This window comes from Sphingomonas psychrotolerans, assembly GCF_002796605.1.
Classification (GTDB): Bacteria; Pseudomonadota; Alphaproteobacteria; order Sphingomonadales; family Sphingomonadaceae; genus Sphingomonas; species Sphingomonas psychrotolerans.
In genome coordinates, this window is sequence record NZ_CP024923.1 from 142475 (window position 1) to 164957 (window position 22483).

27 protein-coding genes, 1 tRNA gene and 1 pseudogene are annotated in these 22483 nt (G+C 67.5%); 14 read left to right on the plus strand and 15 right to left on the minus strand.

The window, feature by feature from the left end; translation table 11 throughout:
- The first annotated feature begins 5 nt into the window (after positions 1-5).
- On the plus strand, positions 6-1883 hold the full coding sequence (locus CVN68_RS00620; protein WP_100280492.1) for a M1 family metallopeptidase: 1878 nt from the start codon (positions 6-8) through the stop codon (positions 1881-1883).
- Between the two features lie 21 nt (positions 1884-1904).
- Here CVN68_RS00620 and CVN68_RS00625 read toward each other — a convergent pair.
- The 10 genes and pseudogenes from CVN68_RS00625 to CVN68_RS00665 all read right to left on the minus strand — a co-directional run bounded on the left by CVN68_RS00625 (position 1905) and on the right by CVN68_RS00665 (position 9558).
- Positions 1905-2224 (minus strand): annotated as a pseudogene (locus tag CVN68_RS00625) (DUF423 domain-containing protein).
- 11 nt (positions 2225-2235) lie between these two features.
- Positions 2236-2613: a diacylglycerol kinase gene (locus CVN68_RS00630; RefSeq protein ID WP_100280493.1), complete on the minus strand. Its 378-nt coding sequence runs from the start codon at positions 2611-2613 to the stop codon at positions 2236-2238.
- Entirely contained in the window at positions 2610-4391 is a 1782-nt protein-coding gene (locus tag CVN68_RS00635) for a cation:proton antiporter domain-containing protein (RefSeq protein ID WP_100284130.1), read from the minus strand. Before CVN68_RS00635 ends, CVN68_RS00630 begins: the two co-directional genes overlap by 4 nt.
- Positions 4391-4816, minus strand: a complete 426-nt coding sequence (locus CVN68_RS00640) for an iron-sulfur cluster assembly scaffold protein (protein ID WP_100280494.1) — start codon at positions 4814-4816, stop codon at positions 4391-4393. Before CVN68_RS00640 ends, CVN68_RS00635 begins: the two co-directional genes overlap by 1 nt.
- A 71-nt stretch (positions 4817-4887) precedes the next feature.
- Positions 4888-5442: a CvpA family protein gene (locus CVN68_RS00645; protein WP_100280495.1), complete on the minus strand. Its 555-nt coding sequence runs from the start codon at positions 5440-5442 to the stop codon at positions 4888-4890.
- 69 nt (positions 5443-5511) lie between these two features.
- Positions 5512-6075 (minus strand): lipocalin family protein, encoded by a 564-nt coding sequence (locus CVN68_RS00650; RefSeq protein WP_100280496.1) that lies wholly within the window; start codon positions 6073-6075, stop codon positions 5512-5514.
- A complete protein-coding gene (locus tag CVN68_RS22910; RefSeq protein ID WP_158298640.1) occupies positions 6072-6317 on the minus strand; it encodes a hypothetical protein in 246 nt (81 codons plus the stop codon). The genes CVN68_RS00650 and CVN68_RS22910 overlap by 4 nt, the downstream gene beginning before the upstream one ends.
- A gap of 139 nt (positions 6318-6456) precedes the next feature.
- Complete coding sequence (gene radA / locus CVN68_RS00655; RefSeq protein ID WP_100280497.1) at positions 6457-7824, minus strand: DNA repair protein RadA; 1368 nt, start codon at positions 7822-7824, stop codon at positions 6457-6459.
- Between the two features lie 88 nt (positions 7825-7912).
- Positions 7913-9022 carry a 3-dehydroquinate synthase gene (gene aroB / locus CVN68_RS00660; protein WP_100280498.1) on the minus strand — a complete coding sequence of 370 codons (1110 nt, stop codon included), beginning with the start codon at positions 9020-9022 and terminating at the stop codon, positions 7913-7915.
- Complete coding sequence (locus CVN68_RS00665) at positions 9019-9558, minus strand: shikimate kinase (RefSeq protein WP_100280499.1); 540 nt, start codon at positions 9556-9558, stop codon at positions 9019-9021. Before CVN68_RS00665 ends, aroB begins: the two co-directional genes overlap by 4 nt.
- Positions 9559-9631: 73 nt before the next feature.
- Between CVN68_RS00665 and CVN68_RS23545 the strand changes: the two genes are divergently transcribed.
- The 4 genes from CVN68_RS23545 (at position 9632) to CVN68_RS00680 (ending at position 13459) form a co-directional block, all read left to right on the plus strand.
- Positions 9632-9769, plus strand: coding sequence for a hypothetical protein (locus tag CVN68_RS23545; RefSeq protein WP_199560168.1), 138 nt, complete (start codon positions 9632-9634; stop codon positions 9767-9769).
- A gap of 46 nt (positions 9770-9815) precedes the next feature.
- Positions 9816-11531, plus strand: coding sequence for a hypothetical protein (locus tag CVN68_RS00670; protein WP_233503500.1), 1716 nt, complete (start codon positions 9816-9818; stop codon positions 11529-11531).
- Positions 11532-11572: 41 nt separating this feature from the next.
- Positions 11573-12436: a tyrosine-type recombinase/integrase gene (locus CVN68_RS00675; protein ID WP_100284131.1), complete on the plus strand. Its 864-nt coding sequence runs from the start codon at positions 11573-11575 to the stop codon at positions 12434-12436.
- A gap of 75 nt (positions 12437-12511) precedes the next feature.
- Positions 12512-13459, plus strand: coding sequence for an acetyl-CoA carboxylase carboxyltransferase subunit alpha (locus CVN68_RS00680; protein WP_100280500.1), 948 nt, complete (start codon positions 12512-12514; stop codon positions 13457-13459).
- An 80-nt stretch (positions 13460-13539) separates the two neighbouring features.
- Here CVN68_RS00680 and CVN68_RS00685 read toward each other — a convergent pair whose 3' ends face one another.
- The 3 genes from CVN68_RS00685 to CVN68_RS00695 all read right to left on the minus strand — a co-directional run bounded on the left by CVN68_RS00685 (position 13540) and on the right by CVN68_RS00695 (position 14356).
- Complete coding sequence (locus CVN68_RS00685; RefSeq protein WP_100280501.1) at positions 13540-13701, minus strand: Flp family type IVb pilin; 162 nt, start codon at positions 13699-13701, stop codon at positions 13540-13542.
- Positions 13702-13873: 172 nt separating this feature from the next.
- Positions 13874-14041, minus strand: a complete 168-nt coding sequence (locus CVN68_RS00690; protein WP_100280502.1) for a Flp family type IVb pilin — start codon at positions 14039-14041, stop codon at positions 13874-13876.
- Between the two features lie 132 nt (positions 14042-14173).
- On the minus strand, positions 14174-14356 hold the full coding sequence (locus tag CVN68_RS00695; protein ID WP_100280503.1) for a Flp family type IVb pilin: 183 nt from the start codon (positions 14354-14356) through the stop codon (positions 14174-14176).
- 62 nt (positions 14357-14418) lie between these two features.
- On the opposite strand from CVN68_RS00695, the gene CVN68_RS00700 reads away from it, so the two are divergent.
- A complete protein-coding gene (locus tag CVN68_RS00700) occupies positions 14419-14826 on the plus strand; it encodes a (deoxy)nucleoside triphosphate pyrophosphohydrolase (protein WP_100284133.1) in 408 nt (135 codons plus the stop codon).
- On the opposite strand, the gene CVN68_RS00705 is transcribed toward CVN68_RS00700, so the two are convergent.
- Complete coding sequence (locus CVN68_RS00705) at positions 14823-15719, minus strand: class I SAM-dependent methyltransferase (RefSeq protein ID WP_100280504.1); 897 nt, start codon at positions 15717-15719, stop codon at positions 14823-14825. The genes CVN68_RS00700 and CVN68_RS00705 overlap by 4 nt on opposite strands.
- On the opposite strand from CVN68_RS00705, the gene CVN68_RS00710 reads away from it, so the two are divergent.
- The 8 genes from CVN68_RS00710 (at position 15718) to CVN68_RS00745 (ending at position 21777) form a co-directional block, all read left to right on the plus strand.
- Positions 15718-16449: a ComF family protein gene (locus CVN68_RS00710; protein ID WP_100280505.1), complete on the plus strand. Its 732-nt coding sequence runs from the start codon at positions 15718-15720 to the stop codon at positions 16447-16449. The genes CVN68_RS00705 and CVN68_RS00710 overlap by 2 nt on opposite strands.
- A 33-nt stretch (positions 16450-16482) precedes the next feature.
- Positions 16483-16740 (plus strand): glutaredoxin 3, encoded by a 258-nt coding sequence (grxC, locus tag CVN68_RS00715; protein ID WP_100280506.1) that lies wholly within the window; start codon positions 16483-16485, stop codon positions 16738-16740.
- Positions 16737-17558, plus strand: a complete 822-nt coding sequence (locus CVN68_RS00720) for a carbon-nitrogen hydrolase family protein (RefSeq protein ID WP_100280507.1) — start codon at positions 16737-16739, stop codon at positions 17556-17558. The genes grxC and CVN68_RS00720 overlap by 4 nt, the downstream gene beginning before the upstream one ends.
- A complete protein-coding gene (locus CVN68_RS00725; protein ID WP_100280508.1) occupies positions 17555-18007 on the plus strand; it encodes a DUF1178 family protein in 453 nt (150 codons plus the stop codon). Before CVN68_RS00720 ends, CVN68_RS00725 begins: the two co-directional genes overlap by 4 nt.
- A gap of 34 nt (positions 18008-18041) precedes the next feature.
- Positions 18042-18118, plus strand: a tRNA-Arg gene (locus CVN68_RS00730).
- 127 nt (positions 18119-18245) lie between these two features.
- Positions 18246-18488 carry an acyl carrier protein gene (locus tag CVN68_RS00735; protein WP_100280509.1) on the plus strand — a complete coding sequence of 81 codons (243 nt, stop codon included), beginning with the start codon at positions 18246-18248 and terminating at the stop codon, positions 18486-18488.
- A gap of 1 nt (position 18489) precedes the next feature.
- Complete coding sequence (spt, locus tag CVN68_RS00740) at positions 18490-19752, plus strand: serine palmitoyltransferase (protein ID WP_100280510.1); 1263 nt, start codon at positions 18490-18492, stop codon at positions 19750-19752.
- A 51-nt stretch (positions 19753-19803) separates the two neighbouring features.
- On the plus strand, positions 19804-21777 hold the full coding sequence (locus CVN68_RS00745) for an ATP-binding protein (RefSeq protein WP_100280511.1): 1974 nt from the start codon (positions 19804-19806) through the stop codon (positions 21775-21777).
- 45 nt (positions 21778-21822) lie between these two features.
- Here the strand turns inward: CVN68_RS00745 and CVN68_RS00750 are convergent, their stop codons facing one another.
- Positions 21823-22410, minus strand: a complete 588-nt coding sequence (locus CVN68_RS00750; RefSeq protein ID WP_100280512.1) for a TetR/AcrR family transcriptional regulator — start codon at positions 22408-22410, stop codon at positions 21823-21825.
- Positions 22411-22483 lie beyond the last annotated feature (73 nt).

Consider the following 22483-nt stretch of genomic DNA (forward strand, 5'->3'; position numbering starts at 1 on the left):
GCGCCATGCGTATTCTCCTTCCCGCGATCGCCGCGCTCGCGATCGCCGTCCCCGCCGCCGCCCAGCAGGCCAGGCCCGCGCCGATCCTCACCACTCCCGAGGCAAAGGACGTCTGGACCCACGCCGAACCAGAGGGCGCGCGCGTCACGCATGTCGATCTCGACCTCGACGTCGATTTTGCGACCAAAACACTCTCCGGCCGCGCGCTGCTCGACGTCCTCGTAGCGCGGGGTACCGAACGCATCACGCTCGACATTGACGATCTCGACATCCTCGAAATCACCGACGCACGTCACCGGCCGCTCCACTATTTCGTCGGCCCGAGCGACAAGGAGCTGGGCTCGGCGCTCACCATCACGCTCCCGGGCGACAACAACCGCATCGCGATCCGTTACAAGACCAGGCCCGGCGCCAGCGCGCTGCAATGGCTGTCACCCGAACTCACTGCCGGCAAGAAGCAGCCCTATCTCTTCAGCCAGGGCCAGCCGATCAACAATCGCAGCTGGATCCCCACCCAGGACAGCCCCGGCATCCGCCAGACCTGGTCGGCGACGCTCACCGTGCCCGACGGCTTCGTCGCGGTGATGAGCGGCGCGCGGCTCGACGGCGCCAAAGGCACGCTCGTGCCCCATCGGAAGCGCCGCTTTCGCTTCCGCATGGACAAGCCGGTCCCGCCCTATCTCATCGCGCTCGCGGTGGGCGATCTCGCCTTCAAGGCTACAGGCAAGCGCTCCGGCGTGTGGAGCGAGCCGAGCATGCTCGATGCCGCCGCCTATGAAGTCGGCGACGTCGAGAAGATGATCGATGCGGCCGAGGCGCTTTACGGCCCCTATCGCTGGGGCCGCTACGACATGCTCGTATTGCCGCCGAGCTTCCCGTTCGGCGGGATGGAGAACCCCACGCTCACCTTCCTCACCCCGACGATCATCACCGGCGACCGCTCGAACACCGACGTCGTCGCGCACGAGCTCGCGCACAGCTGGTCGGGCAATCTCGTCACCAACGCGACCTGGTCCGATTCGTGGCTCAACGAGGGCTTCACCACCTATTTCGAGAACCGCATCATGGAGGCGGTCTACGGCCCCGAACGCGCCGCGATGTACGCAGATCTCGACTGGGACGGGCTCAACAGGGACATCGCGGAGGCGGGGGGGCAGTCGGCGCCGACCACGCGTCTCCACGGCGACCCGGGCACCACCGCCGGCCAGCTGGACTATTTCAAGGGCTCGACGTTGCTGCGCACGATCGAGCGCGCGGTTGGCCGCACCCGCTTCGACGCCTATCTGCGCTCCTATTTCGATCGCCACGCCTTCCAGCCGCAGACCACCGCCGGCTTCCTTGCCGATATCCGCACCAATCTGATCAAAGGCGACGCAGCGCTCGAGGCGAAGCTCCAGCTCGATCGCTGGGCCTATCAGCCCGGGCTTCCCGAGAACGCCGTCCACGTCGAATCGGCCACGCTTGCCAAGGTCGACGCCCAGCTCGCTGCGGTGAAGGCGGGCGGTCCGGTGGCCGCGGTCGATCCGAAGGGCTGGGCAACCCAGCAGTGGCTGCGCTTCCTTAATGGCCTGCCCCGCCAGCAGACGCCTGCGCGCCTGAAGGAGCTCGACGACACGCTCGGCCTTTCCGGCTCGACCAATGCCTATGTCCGCTCGGCCTGGGCCGAGCTCGCGATCGCCAATCGCTACGATCCGGCGCTCACTTCGATCGGCGTCTTCGTCACCAGCGTCGGCCGCGGCCTGCTGATCCGCCCGATCTACGAAGGGCTGATGCAGCAGGGTGATTGGGGCAAGCCGATCGCGAAGCGCTTCTTCGAGGAAGCGCGGACGACCTATCATCCGGTAACGGCGGCGCAGATCGCGAAGATCGTCGGCCCCGAATAGGCGCTCTTCACCGGGAGGGTTTTACCTCAGGCGCGCCGCCGATATCGCCAGCCAGATCCAGCCGACGATCAGCGCCGCGCCGCCGATCGGCGTGATCGCTCCCAGCCAGCGCGGCATCCCCAGCGCCATCAAATACAGCGTTCCCGCGAACAGCCCGGCTCCGCCAACGAACAGCCACGCCGGCCCCGCGCCTGCATCCGCACCGCGACCAAGGCCGCCACGGCATGGATCAGCTGATACTGCCCGCCGGTCCGCAGCCATTCCGCCGCCTGGCCCTCGGCGCCATGCGCGCCAAACGCACCCGCCGCCACGGCGAGTGCGCCTGAAAGCGCGGCGAGCATCGCCACCAATTTCACAGCCCGATCTCCGCGAGAAAGCGTGGCCCCGTCGCGATCACCATCGCGAATCCCACTATGACTGCGGCGATGCTGATCGCCAGTACCGCGCCGGCCAGCATGTCCTTCGCCACTTTGATCGAGGGATGGATGTCGGGGTGCAGCAGATCGATCACTGCCTCCATCGCCGAATTGAGCAGTTCCAGCGCAAGCACCAGCGCGCAAGTCACTGCCACCAGCCCCCACCAGATCGGCGCCGGGCGCAGCAGGATCAGCGCGAGCAGGGCAACGCCCGCCAATATGGTCTGCGTTCGAAAACTTGCCTCGCGCCGCCAGCCGGTACGGATGCCCTCGAACGCGAATCCCATCCGCTCGCGAAAGGGCCGATTCTTCATTTGCGCTCCAGATCGGCTTCCGCCGCCGCGGCCTGGGAGGCATGGGTGAGCATTCCGTCGATCCCGGCGCGGATGTCGCCGGTCTCGCGCTGCAGCTTGAGCCGTTCGAAATCGCGCCGGCGATATTCGGCCTCGGTCTTGTCGATCTCCTGCTGCGTCACGCCGACCGCGCTCATCGCGCGCCGCGCCATGACGATCGCGCTCTCGAGCAGCTCGCGCACTGCGCCCGCGATCGGCGCGCCCTTCATCTTCATCACGCTGCGCCGGTCATAAGCGCGCACGAAGATCGTCGCCTTGGGGAAGGCGTGATGGATGCCCTCCAGCGCCTCGGTGTCGAGCCCGTCGCCATCCTGGCAGAACATCAGCAATTCGGCGTCGGCGGCGCCGGCCTGGCGCAGGATGTCGGTCCGCGTGCCGTCGCCATAATAGACCTTCATCCCGAAGCTGTTGGCGGTCTCGATCATCTCCACATCGGTGTCGACGATCGTCACCGGGATGCCTTGCCCGATCAACATCTGCGCCACGGTCTGGCCGAAGCGGCCATAGCCGACCACCACGGCGTTCGAGCCCTCTTCTTGGGGCCCGTCCATCCCGTCCGAACTCGGCTCCGGTTCGGCGCGCAGCCTTTTGGTCGCCATCATCAGGAAGGGCGTGGTCGCCATCGACAAGGTCACGATCGCCCCGAAGATGCTCGCCGCCTCGCCGGTGATCAGCATCGCCGATTGGGCCTGGGCGAACAGCACGAAGCCGAACTCGCCGCCTTGGCTGAGCAGCACGCCCAGCGCGAAGGCCGACCGCCGTTTCATCCCGAACAGCAGCGCCAGCCCCATGATCAGCGCCGCCTTGGTCGCGATCAGCGCCAGCGCCATGCCTGCGACGAACAATGGGCGCTCGGCAATGGCATGGAGGTCGAGCGTCATTCCCACTGCCAGGAAGAACAGCCCGAGCAGGATCGCGCGGAACGGCTCGACATCGGCCTCGAGCTCGTGGCGATAGGGGGAATCCGCCAGCATCACGCCGGCGATGAACGCCCCCAAGGCCGCCGAGAGCCCGAGCATCTCCATGATCGCCGCGCTCGCGATCACCGTGAACAGCCCTGCGAACACGAACATCTCGCGCTCGCCGAGATTGCCGATCAGCCGGAACAGCGGCCGCAACAGATAACGCCCGGCGAGGATCAGCCCGACGATCGCGCCGACCGTATAGGCCGCGAGCAGCCAGCCCGGGGGTCCGTTGAGGTCGGCGGGATTGCGCGACATCGCTGCGACGATCGTGATCAAAGGGACGATCGACAGGTCCTGGAACAGCAGGATCGCAAAGGCGCGCTCGCCGAACGGCGTGCGCAGCCGACCTGCCGATTGGAGCAGCGGCAGCACCTGCGCGGTCGAGGAGAGCGCAAGCGGAAGCCCGAGTGCTAGTGCGGCCGCCAGCGAGCTGTGCGCGGCGGCCCACACGATCCCCGAGACGGCGAGCCCGCACAGGCTCACCTGCATCAGGCCGAGTCCGAAGATGTCGCGCCGCATCCGCCACAGCCGCGACGGGCTCAGCTCGAGCCCGACGAGGAAAAGCAGCAGCGCGATGCCGAGTTCGGCGATGCCCAGCTTGCTCTCGGCGTCGCCGACCAGCCCGAGACCTTGCGGACCGACGACCGCGCCGGCGACGAGGAAGCCCAACGTGGCACCCAGCCCGAGCCGTCGGAAGATCAGCACGAAAATCAAGGCGAAGCCAAGCAGCGGCACGCCGTCGTGGAGCAGCGAGAGGCCCGAATGCTCCTCCATCAACGCCGCGCCTCGGCCGCGGCCTCGGCCGCAGCCTCGAAGGCGAGGCGGATCGAGGCATGGCGCCCGCGATGCGCGAGGGCGGGCGCGAAGATCTCCATTCCCGGCCAGTCGGGCGGCGCATCGCGCTCGCCGGCCAGCCACGCGGTCAGCTGGTCCCGCGCCGCGGCGAGTTCCTCCGCGCTACGCCCGACGACATGCGCGCCCATCAGCGAGGCGGAAGCCTGGCCCAGCGCACACGCCCGCACCAGCATCCCCACCGCCGCGACCCGGCCGTCGGCGTCGAGTTCGATATCGACGGTGATACGGCTGCCGCACACCGGCGAGCGCTTCTCGACGCTCGCGGCAGGATCGGCCAGCCGTTCGTGGAAGGGGATCTCTGCGGCGAGCCGGAGAATCTGGGTGTTGTAGAGCGGCGCATTCATTCCGCTCTCGACTTAGGGAACCCCGGCCAAGGATGCGACCCTATAAATCCTACCCCTTGCGGGGGAGGATTCTAGTTCGCCGTATTCCCTTCGGGCTCGGCCTCGTTCCCGCCGAACACCGGCTCGCCCTTCCTTCGCCGATCGACGAAATCGGCTACCGTCGCGCTAGATTTGTCGAGCAAAGGATAGGTGGTCGAGTGGGTGATCCAATCGGGCCGCCCGTCGGGTCCGCCGCCGACGGTGTCAAATACGAGGACGAGCAGCAGGAAGCCGACGCTGACCAGCACCAGCCCCTTGAGCGCGCCGAAGCCGAAGCCCAGCGCGCGATCGATCGGTCCCAAAAAGCTGTCGCGCATCCGCGCGCCGATGGTGTTGGCGATCATCCGCCCGGCGAAATAGGTGGCGCCGGAAAGGATCGCGAAGGCGAGCACCGCGCCGCCCTGCGCCGTCCCCACTGCCGACGCCATGAACTCGGCGAGCGGGCTGTGGAACAGCTTGAGCACCAGCACCACCGCGAGCCACGCGCCGAGCGCGAGCACTTCGGTCACGAACCCGCGGATGAACCCGAGCACCGCCGCCCCGCCGATCGCGAGCAGCACCACGATATCGAGACCAGTCAACGACATGAAATGCGTCCCTCCCGCCGTCCTGATAGTCGGCTGTCGGGCGTTGCGGAAGGCGTCTAATGTGGGTCCCTAGCCCTGCCGCGTGATCCGCAGCGCCCAGCGATCGTAGCCGAGCGCCTCGACGCGCTTGAGCAGCGTCTCGGCCATTGCGGGCGCCGGCCTGGCCTCGCGGCTCAGTACCCAGAGATAGCGTCCGCTCGGCTCGCCGACGATCGACCAGTCATATTCGTCGCCGTGATCGAGCACCCAATAGTCGCCCGTGTAGAGCGGCCCGAAGAACGACACCCTGAGCTTGGCGTTGGTCGTCTCGTCGGCAACGATCGCGCGCCCCTCGACCGAGCTGCTTGCGCCCTGCTGCCCGCTTTGAGAGCCGCTGTTGACGATGCGGATTCGCCCGTCCTCGTCCAGCGCATATTCGGCGGTCACCGCGTCGAGGCCCTTCTGGAAGCGGTTCTCGTGCCGCGCGATCTCGAACCATTTGCCGAGATAGCGGGCGAGCTCGACCGGCCTGGCCGGCTCGGGCACCTCCGGGTTGATCACCGGGGGCCGCGTCGCACGCGAATAGAGGAAGATGCTGCCAATGGCGGCAGCGGCCACGCCGGTGGCGATCGTGATTGCTGTCGATTGCTTCATGCCGGCATTGTGCGGTCGGACGCGGGGAATTGGTAGCCCTGCCGATGGCGATCATTGTCGTCGAGTCCGGCATCTTCGCCAGGACCGCTAAATTGACTCAGTTTGCGGAAACGCGCTGCATCGCGTAATTTTCGTGCGCGACGCTTGGCGGCGCGGCGCCCCAAAAGCCCCGGAACCTCACCCGGTTCTGGAAGGGTGCAAATCGCGCCATCGACGATTCTATCCCAGACGAAATCCAACATTGGAAGCGGATTATCGGACAAGACGAACCGGAGCGGCGAAGAGGGATCCAAGCCGCTCCGGTGCCGAGTCCTCCCCCGGCACCGCCGATCATGCACGCGATGCGATCTGAAACAAACCGGAAATATACGTAGATGGGGCTCACCGCCCGAGCAGATGGTCCACGAATGCCCCCAGCGACTTGAAACCCGCCAATTGCAGCCCGCCGGTATCGGCCTGCGCCGCGGGGGCCAGCGCGCGCCCGAACCCGAGCTTGGCCGCCTCCTTGCACCGCAGCGCACCGTGCGCGACCGGCCGCACCTCGCCCGACAGCGCCACTTCGCCGAACGCGATCGCGTCCGCCGGCATCGGCCGCTCGGCCAGCGCGGAGACCAGAGCCGCCGCCACCGCGAGATCCGCCGCGGGGTCCTGCACCCGGTAGCCGCCCGATACGTTGAGATAGACTTCGCAGGACGAGAAGCTCAGTCCGCAACGGGCCTCGAGCACCGCGAGGATCATCGCCAGCCGGCCGCTGTCCCAGCCGACCACCGCGCGCCGCGGCGTCGCCCCGCTCGCCAACCGCACGGTCAACGCCTGGATCTCGACGAGCACCGGGCGCGTCCCTTCGAGCGCGGGGAAGACGATCGTCCCGCTCATATTCTCGTCGCGGTGGGTGAGGAACAAGGACGAGGGATTGCCGACTTCGCTCAGCCCCTCGGCCTGCATTGCGAACACGCCGATCTCGTCGGTGCCGCCGAAGCGGTTCTTGACCGCGCGCAGGATGCGATATTGGTGGCTGCGCTCGCCCTCGAACGCCAGCACGGTATCGACCATATGCTCTAGCACGCGCGGCCCGGCGATGCTGCCGTCCTTGGTGACGTGCCCGACCAGCACCAGAGCGGTCCCGCGCTCCTTGGCGAAGCGGATCAGTTCCTGCGCGCTTGCCCGCACCTGGCTCACTGTCCCGGGCGCGCCTTCGATCAGGTCCGAGTGCATCGTCTGGATCGAATCGATCACCACCAGGGCGGGCGCGGGTCCCTGGCCCAAGGTGGTCAGGATATCGCGCACCGAAGTCGCCGCGGCGAGTTGCACCGGGGCGTCGCCCAGCCCCAGCCGCCGCGCGCGCAGCCGCACCTGGTCCGCCGCTTCCTCGCCCGAGACATAGGCGACCTGCAGCCCGCGCCGCGCGATCAGCGCCGCGGCCTGGAGCAGCAAGGTCGACTTGCCGATTCCCGGATCGCCGCCGATCAAGGTCGCACTCCCCTCGACGAAACCGCCGCCCAGCGCGCGGTCGAGCTCGGCGATCCCTGTGCCGGTCCGCTCGGGCAAGGCGATGTCGGTATCGAGCCCGACCAACTGGATCGCGCGTCCGCCCGACTGAAGATTGTGCTTCGCCTGGAAAGGCGTCACCACGCCGCCGCCATCCTCGACCAGGGTGTTCCAGTCGCCACAATCGGCGCACTGCCCCGCCCATTGCGACGACACCGACCCGCAGGCCTGGCAGACATAACGCTTTTTCGGCTTCGCCATGCCGCGATGCTAGCGCAGGAACAGGAAGGGAACAACCGCAATTGCGGACCACGCGGCCCCTGCGTCGGGCAAGGCCGGCGCGCTCCCGCTAGCGGGGCCGGGCGTTTTGCGCGTCGAGGAAGGTGGCGACGTCGCCCAGGTCGACCGTCTTGTCGAGGAAGGTCTGGCCGATCCCGCGGGCGAGCAGGAAGGGAAGGGTACCGGCGGCCATCTTCTTGTCGTGGAGCATGTGTTCGACCAGCCGCGCCCCCGAAGCGGTGATGCCGGCGGCGGCGAGGCTGTCGGGGAGGCCGATCGCGCGGAGATGCGCCGCGACGCGTTCGGCTTCCTGGCCGGAGCAGAGGCCCCGGTGCGCCGAATATGCGAAGGCCAGCGCCATGCCGGCGGCGACGCCTTCGCCGTGGAGCAGCTTGTCGGAAAAGCCGGTCTCGGCCTCGAGCGCGTGGCCGAAGGTGTGGCCGAGATTGAGCAATGCGCGCTTGCCGGTGGTTTCGCGCTCGTCCTCGCCGACGATGCGGGCTTTGGCGCCTACCGAGTGGGAGATTGCATGTTCGCGCGCCTGCGGGTCGCCGGCGAGCAACGCCGCGGCATTGCCCTCGCACCATTCGAAGAAGGCGAAATCGTCGATCAGGCCGTATTTGACGACTTCGGCATAGCCGGCGCGGAGCTGGCGCGGGGGCAACGTGTCGAGCACTTGCGGGTCGATCAGCACGAGTGCGGGCTGGTGGAAGGCGCCGATCAAATTCTTGCCGGCGCGGCTGTTGATCGCTGTCTTGCCGCCGACCGAGCTGTCGACCTGGGCGAGCAGGGTGGTGGGGATCTGGACGAAGTTGCAGCCGCGCTTGAGGATCGACGTGGCGAAGCCGACGAGATCGCCGATCACGCCGCCGCCCAATGCGATGACATGGTCGCTGCGTTCGACGCCGAGTTCGAGCAGTCGATCGGTCAGCGCCTCGAGCTGGGTCCAGCTTTTGGTCGATTCGCCTGGCGGGAGGACGATCGCCTCGCTGGCGATGCCTTCCTCGGTGAGGCTGGCCTGCAGCGTGGCGAGATGCGGCAGGACGTTGCCGTCGGTCACGATCGGCACCGTCCGTCCGCCGGCGAGCGGGGCGAGCGCTTTGCCGGCACGGGCGAGCAGTCCGGCTTCGATGCGGACGTCGTAGCTGCGGTCGCCAAGCGCGACGGGAACGGTGTTCAAGTGCGGATCGCCTTCAGGATTTCATCGACGGTGGTGTCGTGCGGAGCCACCACGCTCTGCACGCGGATCGGGGCGAGCGCATAGAAAGGATTTCTTATCGCTGCCAGTTCGGCGAGGATCTCCTCGGGATCGCGACCGCGGAGCAGCGGGCGGGTGTCGCGGCGGCGGACGCGGTCGGCGAGCACCGCGGGCTCGGCATCGAGCCAGATCGCGATCGCCTGATCGAGGATCAACCCACGGGTGTCGTCGTTGATGAAGGCGCCGCCGCCGGTGGCGATTACCTTGGGCGTGCCGTCGATCAGCCGGGCGATGACGCGGCGCTCCCCGTCGCGGAAATAGGGTTCGCCGAACTTCTCGAAAATATCGGAGATGCTCATCCCCGCCGCGGCCTCGATCTCGTGATCGGCATCGACGAAGGGCAGCCGCAGGCGCTGGGCAAGACGACGGCCGACCGTCGTCTTGCCCGCACCCATCAGCCCGACCAGCACGATCGGCTTGCCCTTCCAGGGCCAGTCTTGGACATGCGCTTGCAACATCGTCGGGGGGCTATACAGCGAGGGCGGGTCTCGGGCAAAAGGCCCGCGATATTCTCAATTTTTGGACCATTCCATGTCCCGATCGCTCGTCGCGCTCATTGTCGTCCTCCTCGTGCTGGTGGGCGGAATCATATTCCTCTCGACGCGCAACACCGAGAAGGAACCGGTCCGCATGGAGAAGGTGGTCCCGCTTGATAACCTCACGAACTAAGGTTTCGCGGATCGGGTTTGCGGCGCTGCTGCTCGCCGGCGTGGGGATGCCCGCGCTGGGGCAGGATACGCCCGAATCGCTGCTGCCGCCGGGGTTCGACGATCCGGCGCCGACGCCCGCGCCTGCGCCAGGTCCGGCGCCTGCGCCGACGCGCGTGGCCCCGCCGGGGGCGCCGGTCGACGGCGTCACGCTGCCCGCCGACGCGGAACCGGGCAACGCTGCCGAAGGTGTTCAGGAGCAGGTCGCGATCGACCTTTCCAGATACGAACTGCCCGAATTCGCCAGACATTCGCTCGATCGCGTGGGCGCATTCGCGGCCGGCAATGCGGCGTTCCCGGCGGATTCGTTCGGAGGCGCCGACGGGCGTTTCCTGCAGGTCCTGATGCGGCGGATGGACGCGCCGATCGCGTCGCGCTGGGCATCGATCGTATTGCGGCGCGCGCTGATGTCGCCGCTCGATACGCCGGCAGGCGTGAACGGCGCCGATTTCGCCGCCGATCGCGCCTGGGCGCTGCTGCGGATGGGCGAAGCGAATGCCGCGCGCGCCGTGATCGACGACGTCGACACCGACAATTACACGACCTGGCTCTATCAGGTTGCGATGCAGGCGGCGCTGGCCAATGGCGATCCGGCAGCGCTCTGCCCGATCGCCGACAAGGGCGCGGCGGCGATCGCGCAGCGCGGCTGGGCGCTGGCGCAGGCGATGTGCACGGGGCTTGCCGGCAAGCCGAACGAGGCGGGACAAGCTTTCAACCGCGCGCGTTCGGGGAGCAGCCCGTCGGATATCGACAATCTGCTCGCCGAGAAGGTGCTCGGCACCGGTGCGCAGGGGCGTCGTGCCGTTACGATCGAGTGGAACCCGGTGCGCCAGCTGACGGCGTGGCGTTGGGGACTGGCGACCGCGACGGGAGTCGAGGTGCCGGCCGATCTCTACCAGACCGCGGGACCGCAAGTGCGCTATTGGCAGGCGCTCGCGCCCAATCTCGACCCTGTGGCGCGCGCGCCTGCGGCCGAGCTCGCCGCTACAGCGGGCGTCTTCTCGAACGCGGGGCTGGTCGACCTCTATTCGGAGATCGAGCAGGGCGGAGACAGCGGCGATGCCCAGACCGTCGCGCGCGATCTGCGCACCGCCTATACCGACGGCAATGTCGGCAACCGGATCAAGGCGCTGCGCACTTTGTGGGATGCGGCGAACACGCCGCGCACTCGTTATGCCCGGCTGATTCTCACTGCACGTGCGGCCGCGTGGATCCCCGCGAGCGACAAGGTCGAGGATGCGGACCGGCTGATCGCGTCGATGTTGTCATCCGGCTATGAGGCGGCGGCGCTCGAATGGCGCGGCGTGGCCAAGCGTGGCAGCGAGGGCTGGGCGCTGCTCGCGCTCGCCGATCCGGGCGGCGCGAGCGTCGCGGCCGGCGACGTCACCGGCTTTGCCGAGGGCGGATCGCGGCGCAAGGCGCAGATGCTGGCCGCCGGGCTGGCCGGGCTCGGCAAGTTGAGCGCGGGAGAGGCGCAGAATGCCGCGGCCGCGCTGGACGTGCAGATCGGCGGGGCGAATGCGTGGACGCAGGCGATCGATGCGGCCGGGCAGCGCGGCGACGCGGCGACGGTGGCTTTGCTTGCCGGGGTCGGCATGCAATCGCTCAGCTGGGACTATGTCTCCCCCGAGGCGTTGTTCCACATCGTCGCGGCGATGCGCGCGGCGGGGATGGGCAATTATGCGCGGATGATCGCCGTCGAGGCGGTCACGCGGTCGGCTTGAGCCGAGCCGACGACCGCGCGCTGATCGAGCGCTTTCTGGAAATGATGCGAGCGGAAGCCGGCGCGGCGGCGAACACCGTCGCGGCATACGGCACCGACTTGCGGCTGGCTTCGGCGACGCTCGACGGGCGGCTCGGCGACGCCGGGGCGCGCGAGCTCGAGAAGGTGGCCGGGGAATGGCAGGCGCTGGCGCGCTCGACGGTGGCGCGCAAGGCGGCGGCGCTGCGGCGCTTCTTCGCCTTTCTGGCCGATGAGGGGCTGCGCAAGGACGATCCGGGCGCCGCGCTGCCCCGGCCAGGCACGACGCGGGCATTGCCCAAGATATTGAGCACCGACGATGTCGACGCGATGTTCGCGGCGATCGCGGCGCGGCAGGCGCGGGTGCCCGCCGACCCGCTCGACCTGCGGCTCGCGGCGTTGATCGAACTGCTCTACGGATCCGGGCTGCGCGCGACCGAATTGGTGTCGCTTCCGCGCAACGCCGTGGCGCCGGACCGGCCGTATCTGATTCTGAAGGGCAAAGGCGGGCGCGAGCGGCTGGTGCCGATTTCGGATCGCGCGCGCGCGGCTGTGGCGGCGTGGCGCGAGCATGTCGCAACCGGCCGGCCGTGGCTGTTTCCTTCGGGCAAGGCGCATCTCTCGCGGGTGCGGCTCTATCAGCTCGTCCGGGCGCTGGCGGCGGAGGCGGGGATTCCGCCCGATCGGGTGAGCCCGCACGTGCTGCGTCATGCCTTTGCGACGCACCTGCTCGAAGGCGGGGCCGATCTGCGCGCGTTGCAGGCGATGCTGGGCCATGCCGATATCGCGACGACCGAGATCTATACGCATGTCGACAGCAAACGGCTGGTCGATCTGGTGAACGAGCGGCATCCACTGGGCGAGGCGCTGGGGCGGAAGGGGAAATGATCCTCCCTTTGGCCGGGGAGGATTGGACATCGGCACGCGTTGACGTGACCGAGCGGCGGGGCTAGCCGCGCAACGATGGCAACCTTCCTCGACTTCGAGAAACCGATCGCCGAGCTGCAGAGCCGGATCGACGAACTGCGCCGCACCGCCGAGGGCGGCGCGGTGGACATCGACGCGGAGATCGCGCCGCTGCAGGCCAAGGCCGAGCGACTGCTGCAGGACACCTATGCGAAGCTGACGCCGTGGCAGAAGACGCAGGTCGCGCGGCATCCCGAGCGGCCGCACTTCAAACATTATGTCGCGGGGCTGATCGAAGACTTCATGCCGCTGGGCGGCGACCGCGCGTTTGCCGACGACAATGCGATCATCGGCGGGCTGGGGCGCTTTCGCGGGCGCCGGGTGATGGTGATCGGCCACGAAAAAGGCGACGACACCGCGAGTCGGCTCAAGCACAATTTCGGCATGGGCAAGCCAGAGGGCTATCGCAAGGCGATCCGGCTGATGCGGCTCGCCGACAAGTTCCGGCTGCCGGTGATCACCTTGGTAGACACTTCGGGCGCGTTTCCCGGGGTACAGGCCGAGGAGCGCGGCCAGGCCGAAGCGATCGCGCGCTCGACCGAAATGTGCCTCAACCTCGGCGTGCCTCTGGTGGCGACGATCCTCGGCGAGGGCGGCTCGGGCGGGGCGGTGGCGCTGGCGGCGGGCAACCAGGTGCTGATGATGGAGCATGCGGTCTATTCGGTGATCTCCCCCGAAGGCTGCGCCTCGATCCTGTGGCGCACCGCCGACAAGGCTTCCGATGCCGCCGAAGCGATGAAGGTGACGGCGCAGCATCTGAAGGAGCTCAAGGTGATCGACGGCATCATCCCCGAGCCGCTGGGCGGCGCACACCGCGATCCCGGCCTGGCGGTGCGGACGCTGGGCGACGCAGTGGAGGCGGCGCTGGACGGCTTTGACGGCCTCCCGCCGGAGGCGCTGCGGCAGGCGCGGCGCGCCAAATTCCTGGCGATGGGGCGGATCTGAACTTACCCCTAGATCGAGCAAGAAAAAGGGCGGCGGAACCGAAGTTCCGCTGCCCTTTTCATAGTTTCAGACAAGGAGGCCTATTCTGCCTTCATGTTCGACGTGACGTTGCTGAAGGTCTTGTTGAGCTGATTGCCCAGACCCTGCATCGCTGCGATTGCGGCAACGGCGATCAGCGCGGCGATCAGACCATATTCGATCGCAGTGGCGCCCTTGGTGTTCTTCAGAAACTTGCGGATCATCGATACTCTCCCACAGAAATCGCGACCGGCGCCTCTGCGCGAGTCTCGTTTCATATGCGGAACAATAATCAACGAAAAATGAAGATATCCCCGTGCGCCTGGTGGCGACCGGAATCAAAAAGGGCGGCGGAACCGAGTTCCGCCGCCCTTCGTGTCCTTGGACCAGAAAGTCCTAGGTAGCCTTCATGTTCGACGTGACGTTGCTGAAGGTCTTGTTGAGCTGATTGCCCAGACCCTGCATCGCGGCGATCGCGGCGACGGCGATGAGAGCGGCGATAAGGCCGTACTCGATTGCGGTGGCGCCCTTGGAATTCTTAACGAAGTTGCGAATCTTCTGCATAACCGGTCTCCAACGTTCAGGAAGTACTTCATTCACCCGGCCGGCCCGGAGATCCGGTACGGCATCAACAACCTTAGGGAAGGGAAGTAAAGAAACGGCTAAATCGGACAATTACGTAGCCATTAACGATGTTTAGCCGGCGGTCTGCACCTTGCTGCTGACACTGTTCCACATCTCGCTGGTCACTGAGCCGAGCGCGACCAATGCTGCCATGATGGCAAGCACGATCAGTGCGCAGATCAGGCCATATTCGATTGCCGTGGCCGCCTTCGTATTGCCGGCGAGGCGGTGGATCGTCTTCACAAGGGCTCGCATCACGCCCGCTTCTCCCCCACAGGATTTGGCGGAGATAAACGAGGAGCGTTAACGAAGTGTCGATCGAGATATCCGGGCTATTGCTGGTGGTGGCGGTCGCGCTCGTCGACCGTGAAGGACGCGTGCTGGTCCAGCAGCGCCCGCCGGGTAAGCCGATGGCGGGGCTGTGGGAATTCCCCGGCGGCAAGGTCGAGGCGGGCGAAGTGCCCGAGGTGGCTTTGGTGCGCGAACTCGCCGAGGAACTGGGGATCGACGTTGCAACCGGGGCGCTGGCTCCGATCGCCTTCGCCAGCGAGGGGCTGGGCGAACGGCATTTGCTGCTGCTGCTCTATGTGGCGCATGAATGGGCAGGGACTCCCGAACCGCGGCATGCCAGCGCGCTGCAATGGGTGCGCCCGGCGGAGATGCGGACGCTGGCGATGCCCCCGGCGGACGTGCCGCTGGTCGATGCGCTGGAGCGGCTGCTCTAGTCCGGCCGCTTCGGCTTCAGCGCGTCGGCGAGCGAGGCTGTGGCACTGCCCCGACGCGCGGCCTTGGGCTGCGAAGGATCGGGCGCCCAGCCGGTGAGATAGACGATCTCGAAGCGTTCGGGGGTGCGGCCGTCTGGTTCGGCACGATCGGCGAAGGCCGCCGATGCACGGACGAGGGTGTCGCGAGTGAGCGGCGCAGGGTTGGGAAGCAGGTTGGTCGCGGCCATGCCGCGCAGGTCGCGCAGCAGATTGGGCAGTCCGGCATAGCGCACCACCAAAGTCTCGACGTCGGACACCGGCAAGGCGAAGCCGGCGCGGCTGAGCAGATCGCCGCCGGCGCGAACGTCGATCTGCGGGTGGAAGCGGGCGGCAGGGCGCACGGTCTCGGCTTCGCGCAGACAGCCGCGCAACGTGGCGAGCGTGCCGGCACCGGCAAAGGCAGCGAGGAACAGCCCGTCGGGGCGCAGTATCCGCCGTGCGAGCGCGAGTGCGCCTGGCACGTCGTTGACCTGATCGAGCACGCCGACAGAGATCACCAGATCGAATGCGGCGTCGGCGAAGGGCAGGCGATCTTCGTCGGCCTGTACTCCGCCCGCCGCGCGCGCGAACCCGAACCCGGCATCGAGCCGGGCGATGCGCGCGCCGGGAATGTGCAGGTCGCCGGCAAAGCTGCCGAGATCGAGCACGTCACGGAAATCGCGCTTTACGCCGTCGAGCCGCTCGAGCAGGCCGTCGAGCATATGTTCGCGCAGGAACGAAAAGCCGGCAAAACCGGGCGCGGCGCGATCGCGGCGGCGGCGGCGGAGCGCGCGGGAGAAGATTTCGGAGGGTGTTTCGGAGTCGGGCACGTGCGGCTTGTGCCGCGTGGCTGCGCCCGCGACAAGGAGCGGCATGGCTGCGCTCGCTTCCCTTGCACGGCTCGCCGACCTTGCGCTGCCGCCGCGCTGCCCGGGCTGCGGCGAAGTCATTGCGGCGCCCCATCGCTTCTGCGCGCGCTGCTGGGGGAGCCTGCGCTTCCTCGGTCCGCCCTGGTGCGCGGGCTGCCAGCTGCCGTTCGAGTTCGATCGCGGCGAGGGCGCGCTTTGCGGGGAGTGTCTCGCCGATCCCCCGCCGCATGACGGCGTGCGCGCGGCGGTGGCGTATGGCGATGTCGCGCGCGAGGTGGCGCTCAAGCTAAAATATTCGGGGAAGCTGGCCTGCGCCGAGACCATGGCGCGCGCGATGGCGCGGCTGATGCCGGAGGGGGCCGATCTGCTGGTGCCGGTGCCGCTGCACCGCTGGCGGATCTGGTCGCGCGGGTTCAATCAGGCCGCGCTGATCGCCGGCGCCTTGTCCCGCGCCACCCGAGTGCCCGCCAATGTCGAGCTGCTGCGGCGAGTGAAGGCGACGCCGGTGCTGCGCGGGCTGGGTCCGCGGGGCCGGGCAAAGGCGGTGGCGGGGGCGTTCGCGCTGGCGAGTGATGCGAAGCCAAAATTGGCCGGCAAGACCGTGGTGCTGATCGACGATGTGCATACCAGCGGCGCGACCGCGGCGGCCTGCGCGCGGGTACTCAAGCGCGGCGGGGCGGCCAAAGTGATCCTTCTGTGCTGGGCGCGCGTTCTCGGAGACGAGGCGCTGGATTGACAAGCGCCCCCGGGTCCACAATTCGAGGCACCAATGGCCAAGATCGAAATCTACACCAAGGCATTCTGTCCTTATTGCACCCGCGCCAAGGCGCTGCTCGATTCCAAGCAGGTAGAGTATGAAGAGATCGACATCACCATGGGCGGGCCGCGACGCCAGGAGATGATCCAGCGCGCCAATGGCCGCACCACGGTTCCGCAAATCTTCATCGACGACAAGCATATCGGCGGATCGGACGATCTTGCCGCGCTCGACCATCAAGGCGGGCTCGATCCGCTGCTGACCGCATGAGGGCAGCGCTGCTCCAGATGACCAGCGGGATCGATCCCGCGGCGAATGCCCGTATGCTGGTCGGCGGCGTGGAGCAGGCGAAAGCGGGCGGGGCGGCGATGCTGTTCACCCCGGAAATGTCGGGGTTGCTCGACCGGGATCGCGACCGCGCGGCGGGATCATTGGTGCACGAGGATGAGGATCGCGTGCTCGCGGCAGTGCGCGAGGCGGCGGTGAAGCATGGGCTGTGGGTGCATCTCGGCAGCCTCGCGGTGCTGCGCGAGGACGGCAGGCTCGCCAATCGCGGCTTCGTGATCGACGATTCGGGCGCGATCCGGGCGCGCTACGACAAGATGCACCTCTTTGACGTCGACTTGCCGACCGGCGAGAGCTGGCGCGAATCGAACAGCTATGCGCCGGGCGAGCGCGCTGTGACGGTGCAGACCCCGCTCGGGATACTCGGGCTCGCGATCTGCTATGATCTGCGCTTTCCCGACCTGTTCCGTTCGCTGAGCGATGCCGGCGCGACGTTATTGGCGGTGCCGGCGGCATTTACCCGGCCGACCGGCGCGGCGCACTGGCACGTACTGCTGCGGGCGCGGGCAATCGAGGCGGCGGCGTTCGTGATCGCGGCGGCACAGACCGGAATGCACGAGGACGGCCGCGCGACCTGGGGCCATTCGCTGGTCGCAGATCCGTGGGGCGAATTGCTGCTCGACATGGGCGAGCCCGCCGGCGTGGGGTTTGCCGAGATCGACCCGGCACGGACCGAGGCGGCGCGCAGCCGCGTGCCGGTGCTTCGCCATCGCCGCGCGATCCCGCCGGTGGAAAGGCTGTGATCGTCTTTGACCTCAAATGCGGCGGCGGGCATGTCTTCGAGGCGTGGTTCGGCTCGAGCGCGGCCTGGGAGGCGCAGCGCGCGAGCGGGCTGGTGGGATGCCCGATCTGCGGCAGCGGTGATGTCGCCAAGGCGGTGATGGCGCCCAATGTCGGTGCCAAGGGCAATCAGCGCGCTCCGGCACCGGCACCTTCGGCTGATGCGCCGCCACCCGAAGTGATCAAGGCGGCGATGGAGATGATCGCCTCGGCGCAGGCGAAGATGCTCGAAACGTCGCGATGGGTCGGCGCTGCCTTTGTCGACAAGGCGCGTGCGATGCATCTGGGGGAGGAGCCGACCGCGCAGATCCACGGCCAGGCCACGCCCGAGCAGGCGCAGGAACTGGTGGACGAGGGCGTGCCGGTTGCACCTTTGCTCGTGCCGGTGGTGCCGCCCGAGCGGCGCAATTGACCCTGAACACCGCGCTGGGTACCAGCGGCGGCGTGGCCCGGTAGCTCAGCAGGATAGAGCAAGCGATTCCTAATCGAGAGGTCGGAGGTTCGAATCCTCTCCGGGTCACCACAGCCTTCTCCGGGGAGAGGAGAGGCAAGTCCGGCATGGCAACGCCGTCAAGGGCTGCTATAGGCGCGCCCCACGCCTGCCGCATTTGCTTGGCAGGCGGCATAGCTCCACTTGCCGAGGAACGACCGTGAGCGACCGCGCCGAAGTTTTCGAGACTGTCAAAGCCCAGATCGAACCGTTCAACAAGAAGGGCGTCGCGCTCACCGACAGCACGACCTTCGCTGGCGATCTGGAATGGGACAGCCTGACCGTGATGGATTTCGTCGCGGCGGTCGAGGACGAGTTCGACATCCTGATCACGATGAACATGCAGGCCGAGATCGAGACTGTCGGCCAGCTCGTCGATGCGGTGCAGAAACTGAAGGCCTGACATGACCGACGCGATCCAGACCGCCGACGCGCTTCCCGAGAATCCTGAGGCAGTGGCTCCCGAGCGCGACCTGATGTCCAAGTTCGACGGGCTCATCGCCGAACGCCAGGCACTGCTCGACAGCGGCGTCACCGATCCCTTCGCGATCGTGATGGATCAGGTGAAATCGCCGACCGAGGCCGTGATCCAGGGCAGGGATACGATCCTGCTCGGCACTTACAATTATATGGGCATGACCTTCGACCCGGACGTGATCCAGGCCGGCAAGGATGCGCTCGACCAGTTCGGCTCGGGGACCAACGGCAGCCGGATGCTCAACGGCACTTTCCGCGACCATGTCGAAGTCGAGGAGGCGCTCCGCGAATTCTACGGCACCACCGGCGCGATCGTGTTCTCGACCGGCTACATGGCCAATCTCGGCATGATCTCGACGCTGGCGGGGAAGGGCGAGTACGTCATCCTCGACGCCGACAGCCATGCGTCGATCTATGACGGCTGCAAGCAGGGCAATGCCGAGATCGTCCGCTTCCGCCACAACGACATCGCCGATCTCGACAAAAGGCTTGGCCGGCTGCCGAAGGACGCGGGGAAACTGGTGGTGCTCGAGGGCGTCTATTCGATGCTCGGCGACGTCGCGCCGCTCAAGGAAATGGTAGCCGTGGCCAAGAGGCACGGGGCGATGGTGCTCAGCGACGAGGCGCATTCCATGGGGTTTTTCGGCCCTAACGGGCGCGGCGTATACGAGGCGCAGGGATGCGAGGGCGACGTCGATTTCATCGTCGGGACCTTCTCCAAATCGGTCGGCACGGTCGGCGGCTTCTGCGTGTCGAACCATCCCAAATTCGAAGCGATCCGGCTGGCGTGCCGGGCCTATATCTTCACGGCGTCGCTGCCGCCTTCGGTGGTCGCCACCGCCGCGGCGTCGATCCGCAAGCTCCGGTTCGCCCACAACAAGCGCCAGCATCTGTGGGAAAACGCCCGGACGCTGCACGGCGGCCTCAAGCAAATGGGCTTCAAGCTCGGCACCGAGACGCCGGACAGCGCGATCATCGCAGTGATCCTCGAAGATCAGGAGCAGGCAGTCGCGATGTGGCAGGTGCTGCTGGACGGCGGACTCTACGTCAACATGGCCCGCCCGCCCGCAACCCCGGCGGGCACCTATCTGCTGCGCTGCTCGCTTTGCGCCGAACATAGCAGTGACCAGGTGGAACGAATCCTGAGAATGTTCCGCGTTGCGGGTCAAAGCGTGGGTGCGATAAGCTGAGCGGAAAGGATTAGCTTCCTTCCACTGCAAAGCCGCCCTAAATTCAATTATATGAGTGAGGGGCAGGGCATTGCGCTGGAGCGCGTTCGTCGCGTGACGAACTGGCGCATCTTGCTGCTCGGGCTGCTGGCCCTGCTCGGGCTCGGCGTGCTCGCTGCGATCATCGTACTCCAGCAGCGTGCCGACAATGAACGCGACCGCGCCGTTGCGCGGCAGCAACACACCTATGAGGTCGTGATCCGCGCCAACCAGCTTTCGGGCGCGGTATCCACGGCCGAAGCCGCGCTCGGGCGGTATGTGGTCAGTGCAGACAAAACGCTGGGGCAACAATATTCGGAGCAATGGGCGCGCGCCGCCGAGCAACTCACCCGGCTCCAGCAGCTCACGCGCGACAGCCCGCGCCAACAGGCGCAGATCGCCCAGCTGCGGCGGGCATTCGAGGCGCGGGGCCGCGAACTGGCGGAAACCGCGCTTTATTCGACCTACAAGCGGCACAACGATGCCTGGGGCGCCTATTACCGCGTGCGGCAGAGCCCGGCGCGGCAGCATATGGAGGCATTGCTCGCCCGGGTCGTAGATGCCGAGCGCGTGCTGTTGCGCGACCGGACACGCGCCGCCGGCGATTTGATCGACAATTCGAGCTTCGCCTCGCGGATCCTGACTTTGTTCGGGGTGATGATCGTGGTCGGCGCCGTACTGCTCGGCTGGCTCGCGATCGCCGCCGAGGGCGAACGCGCCGCTGCAGACGCGGAAGCGACCGCGCAGCGCGAGCGCGCCGCCGAACTCCAGTTGGCCGTCGATGCCGCGACCGCCGACCTGCGTGCCGAAGCGCATGAGCGCGCGCACGCCGAGGCGCAGCTTCGCCAAGTCCAGAAGATGGAAGCGGTAGGCCAGCTGACTGGCGGAATTGCGCATGATTTCAACAATATGCTGGCGGTCGTTCTAGGTGGACTCGAACTCGCCAAGCGGCATCTGCACAATGGCGGCCCCGACGCGCAGCAGCATATCGAGAATGCGATGGAGGGCGCCAACCGCGCCGCGGCGCTGACCCGCCGGCTGCTCGCTTTCTCGCGCTCCGAACCCTTGCTGCCCGAGCCGGTCGAGGCCGGGGGGTTGATCGCCGGCATGTCCGATCTGCTCGACCGGACATTGGGCGACACGATCAAGGTCCGGACGCGCGACGCGGGCGTCGGCTGGACGGTGTGGGTCGATCGCCACCAGCTGGAGAACGCGTTGCTCAACCTCGCGGTCAACGCGCGCGACGCGATGGAAGGGCGTGGGACGCTGACGATCGCCACCGGCGGCAGCACGCTCGAGGCCGAGGAGGTCGGCGAATGTCCGGCAGGGGATTATGTCACGATCAGCGTGACCGATACGGGCTGCGGCATGTCGCCCGAAGTCGCAGATCGCGTGTTCGAGCCGTTCTTCACCACCAAGCCGGTGGGCAAGGGGACGGGGCTCGGGCTCAGCCAGATCTTCGGCTTCGTCCGTCAGTCGGGCGGCGAGATCGCCATCGACACCGCACCTGGCAAGGGCACGACGGTGAAGGTGTATCTGCCGCGCCACGTCGGTGAGCCGGCGAGCGCCACGGCCGAATCCGCGGTGCCGATCGCAGCAGCCGAGGAGCCTGTTCCGATGCGCAGCTTCGACATCCTCGTCGTCGAAGACGATCCGCGCGTGCTGGGGGCGACCGTCGGTGCGTTGCACGAGCTCGGGCATCGAGTGACGTCGTGCCCCGATCCGCTGGAGGCGCCCGCGGCGGTCGCGAGGATGTCGGCGCTCGACCTGATCATCTCCGACGTGCTGATGCCCGGACAAACCGGGCCCGAGATGATCGCCGGACTCGGCGAACGGCTGGACGGGGTTGCGGTGCTGTTCGTCACCGGTTTCGCAGGCGAGGCCGATCCCGAGCTGTTCGGCGGGCGCGCGGTGCTGCGGAAACCGTTCACCATGGCCTCGCTGGCGCGCGCGGTGAGCGAGGCGGTTGAGTATGAGGCGCGACGGGCGGCCCAGCAGGCGGCCTGAGATTCGTCGAAATTCCTCTCCCTGTAAGCAGGGAGAGGAGGCTTCCTAGCCCCCGTTCGCGACCGACTGACGGAGCTGCCCCACGGCGATCTCACGCGCACGCTCGCGCGGCAGGTCGAGCGCGCGGGCCATCGGGCCGCCGAGCAGCGCGTCGCCCAAGGCCATCAGCGTGAGCTGGAGAGTCTCTTCGCGCAGGAGCTGGGGATCGATGCCATCGTCGGCACTGATCTCGTCGACCAGCCGGTGGATGGCCTCGAGGATCGGGTCGAGCGCATCCTCGTTGCCGTTGAGGATCATCCAACTCGCCAGCGCACCGGCGCCGCCTTTGCCGAAGGCGTCGAAGGTCAGGTCGACGACTTCGTGCGGATCGTGATCGCCGCTCCGGGCGCGCAGCACCGCGGCGCCGATCTCGGCAGTGACGGTGTAGGCAATGTTCGCGGCGAGCGATTTCTGCAGCCCGGCGGCCGAGCCGAAATGGTGAAGCAAATTGGCGTGGGTGCGGCCGATCCGCGCCGCGACTGCCTTCAGCGTGACGGCTTGCGGACCGGCTTCGAGCAACAGCGCGCGCGCGGCCTCGATCGCTGCGTCGCGTGATTCTTCGGGAGACAGGCGCTTGCGTGCACTGGAAGCCATCAACGGAAAAGCACTCTTGCCTTGGGGAGACCCCGGCTTAGGCGACGACGCGCGGCGGCGAAAGCGCGGAATG

What these genes read in the sequence shown, in the direction of transcription:
- CVN68_RS00665 (WP_100280499.1), bottom strand. Translation starts at nt 9,558, where the DNA reads ATGTTGCAAGCGCATGTCCAAGACTGGCCCTGGAAGGGCAAGCCGATC.
- spt (WP_100280510.1), top strand. Translation starts at nt 18,490, where the DNA reads ATGACCGACGCGATCCAGACCGCCGACGCGCTTCCCGAGAATCCTGAG.
- CVN68_RS00685 (WP_100280501.1), bottom strand. Translation starts at nt 13,701, where the DNA reads ATGATCCGCAAGTTTCTGAAGAACACCAAGGGCGCCACTGCGATCGAA.
- CVN68_RS00670 (WP_233503500.1), top strand. Translation starts at nt 9,816, where the DNA reads ATGCCCGCGCTGGGGCAGGATACGCCCGAATCGCTGCTGCCGCCGGGG.
- CVN68_RS00620 (WP_100280492.1), top strand. Translation starts at nt 6, where the DNA reads ATGCGTATTCTCCTTCCCGCGATCGCCGCGCTCGCGATCGCCGTCCCC.
- CVN68_RS00705 (WP_100280504.1), bottom strand. Translation starts at nt 15,719, where the DNA reads ATGCCGCTCCTTGTCGCGGGCGCAGCCACGCGGCACAAGCCGCACGTG.
- CVN68_RS00650 (WP_100280496.1), bottom strand. Translation starts at nt 6,075, where the DNA reads ATGAAGCAATCGACAGCAATCACGATCGCCACCGGCGTGGCCGCTGCC.
- CVN68_RS00680 (WP_100280500.1), top strand. Translation starts at nt 12,512, where the DNA reads ATGGCAACCTTCCTCGACTTCGAGAAACCGATCGCCGAGCTGCAGAGC.
- radA (WP_100280497.1), bottom strand. Translation starts at nt 7,824, where the DNA reads ATGGCGAAGCCGAAAAAGCGTTATGTCTGCCAGGCCTGCGGGTCGGTG.
- CVN68_RS00710 (WP_100280505.1), top strand. Translation starts at nt 15,718, where the DNA reads ATGGCTGCGCTCGCTTCCCTTGCACGGCTCGCCGACCTTGCGCTGCCG.
- grxC (WP_100280506.1), top strand. Translation starts at nt 16,483, where the DNA reads ATGGCCAAGATCGAAATCTACACCAAGGCATTCTGTCCTTATTGCACC.
- CVN68_RS00690 (WP_100280502.1), bottom strand. Translation starts at nt 14,041, where the DNA reads ATGCAGAAGATTCGCAACTTCGTTAAGAATTCCAAGGGCGCCACCGCA.
- CVN68_RS00695 (WP_100280503.1), bottom strand. Translation starts at nt 14,356, where the DNA reads ATGCGAGCCCTTGTGAAGACGATCCACCGCCTCGCCGGCAATACGAAG.
- CVN68_RS00675 (WP_100284131.1), top strand. Translation starts at nt 11,573, where the DNA reads ATGATGCGAGCGGAAGCCGGCGCGGCGGCGAACACCGTCGCGGCATAC.
- CVN68_RS22910 (WP_158298640.1), bottom strand. Translation starts at nt 6,317, where the DNA reads ATGTTGGATTTCGTCTGGGATAGAATCGTCGATGGCGCGATTTGCACC.
- CVN68_RS00635 (WP_100284130.1), bottom strand. Translation starts at nt 4,391, where the DNA reads ATGGAGGAGCATTCGGGCCTCTCGCTGCTCCACGACGGCGTGCCGCTG.
- CVN68_RS00745 (WP_100280511.1), top strand. Translation starts at nt 19,804, where the DNA reads ATGAGTGAGGGGCAGGGCATTGCGCTGGAGCGCGTTCGTCGCGTGACG.
- CVN68_RS00630 (WP_100280493.1), bottom strand. Translation starts at nt 2,613, where the DNA reads ATGAAGAATCGGCCCTTTCGCGAGCGGATGGGATTCGCGTTCGAGGGC.
- CVN68_RS00750 (WP_100280512.1), bottom strand. Translation starts at nt 22,410, where the DNA reads ATGGCTTCCAGTGCACGCAAGCGCCTGTCTCCCGAAGAATCACGCGAC.
- CVN68_RS00645 (WP_100280495.1), bottom strand. Translation starts at nt 5,442, where the DNA reads ATGTCGTTGACTGGTCTCGATATCGTGGTGCTGCTCGCGATCGGCGGG.
- CVN68_RS23545 (WP_199560168.1), top strand. Translation starts at nt 9,632, where the DNA reads ATGTCCCGATCGCTCGTCGCGCTCATTGTCGTCCTCCTCGTGCTGGTG.
- CVN68_RS00640 (WP_100280494.1), bottom strand. Translation starts at nt 4,816, where the DNA reads ATGAATGCGCCGCTCTACAACACCCAGATTCTCCGGCTCGCCGCAGAG.
- CVN68_RS00720 (WP_100280507.1), top strand. Translation starts at nt 16,737, where the DNA reads ATGAGGGCAGCGCTGCTCCAGATGACCAGCGGGATCGATCCCGCGGCG.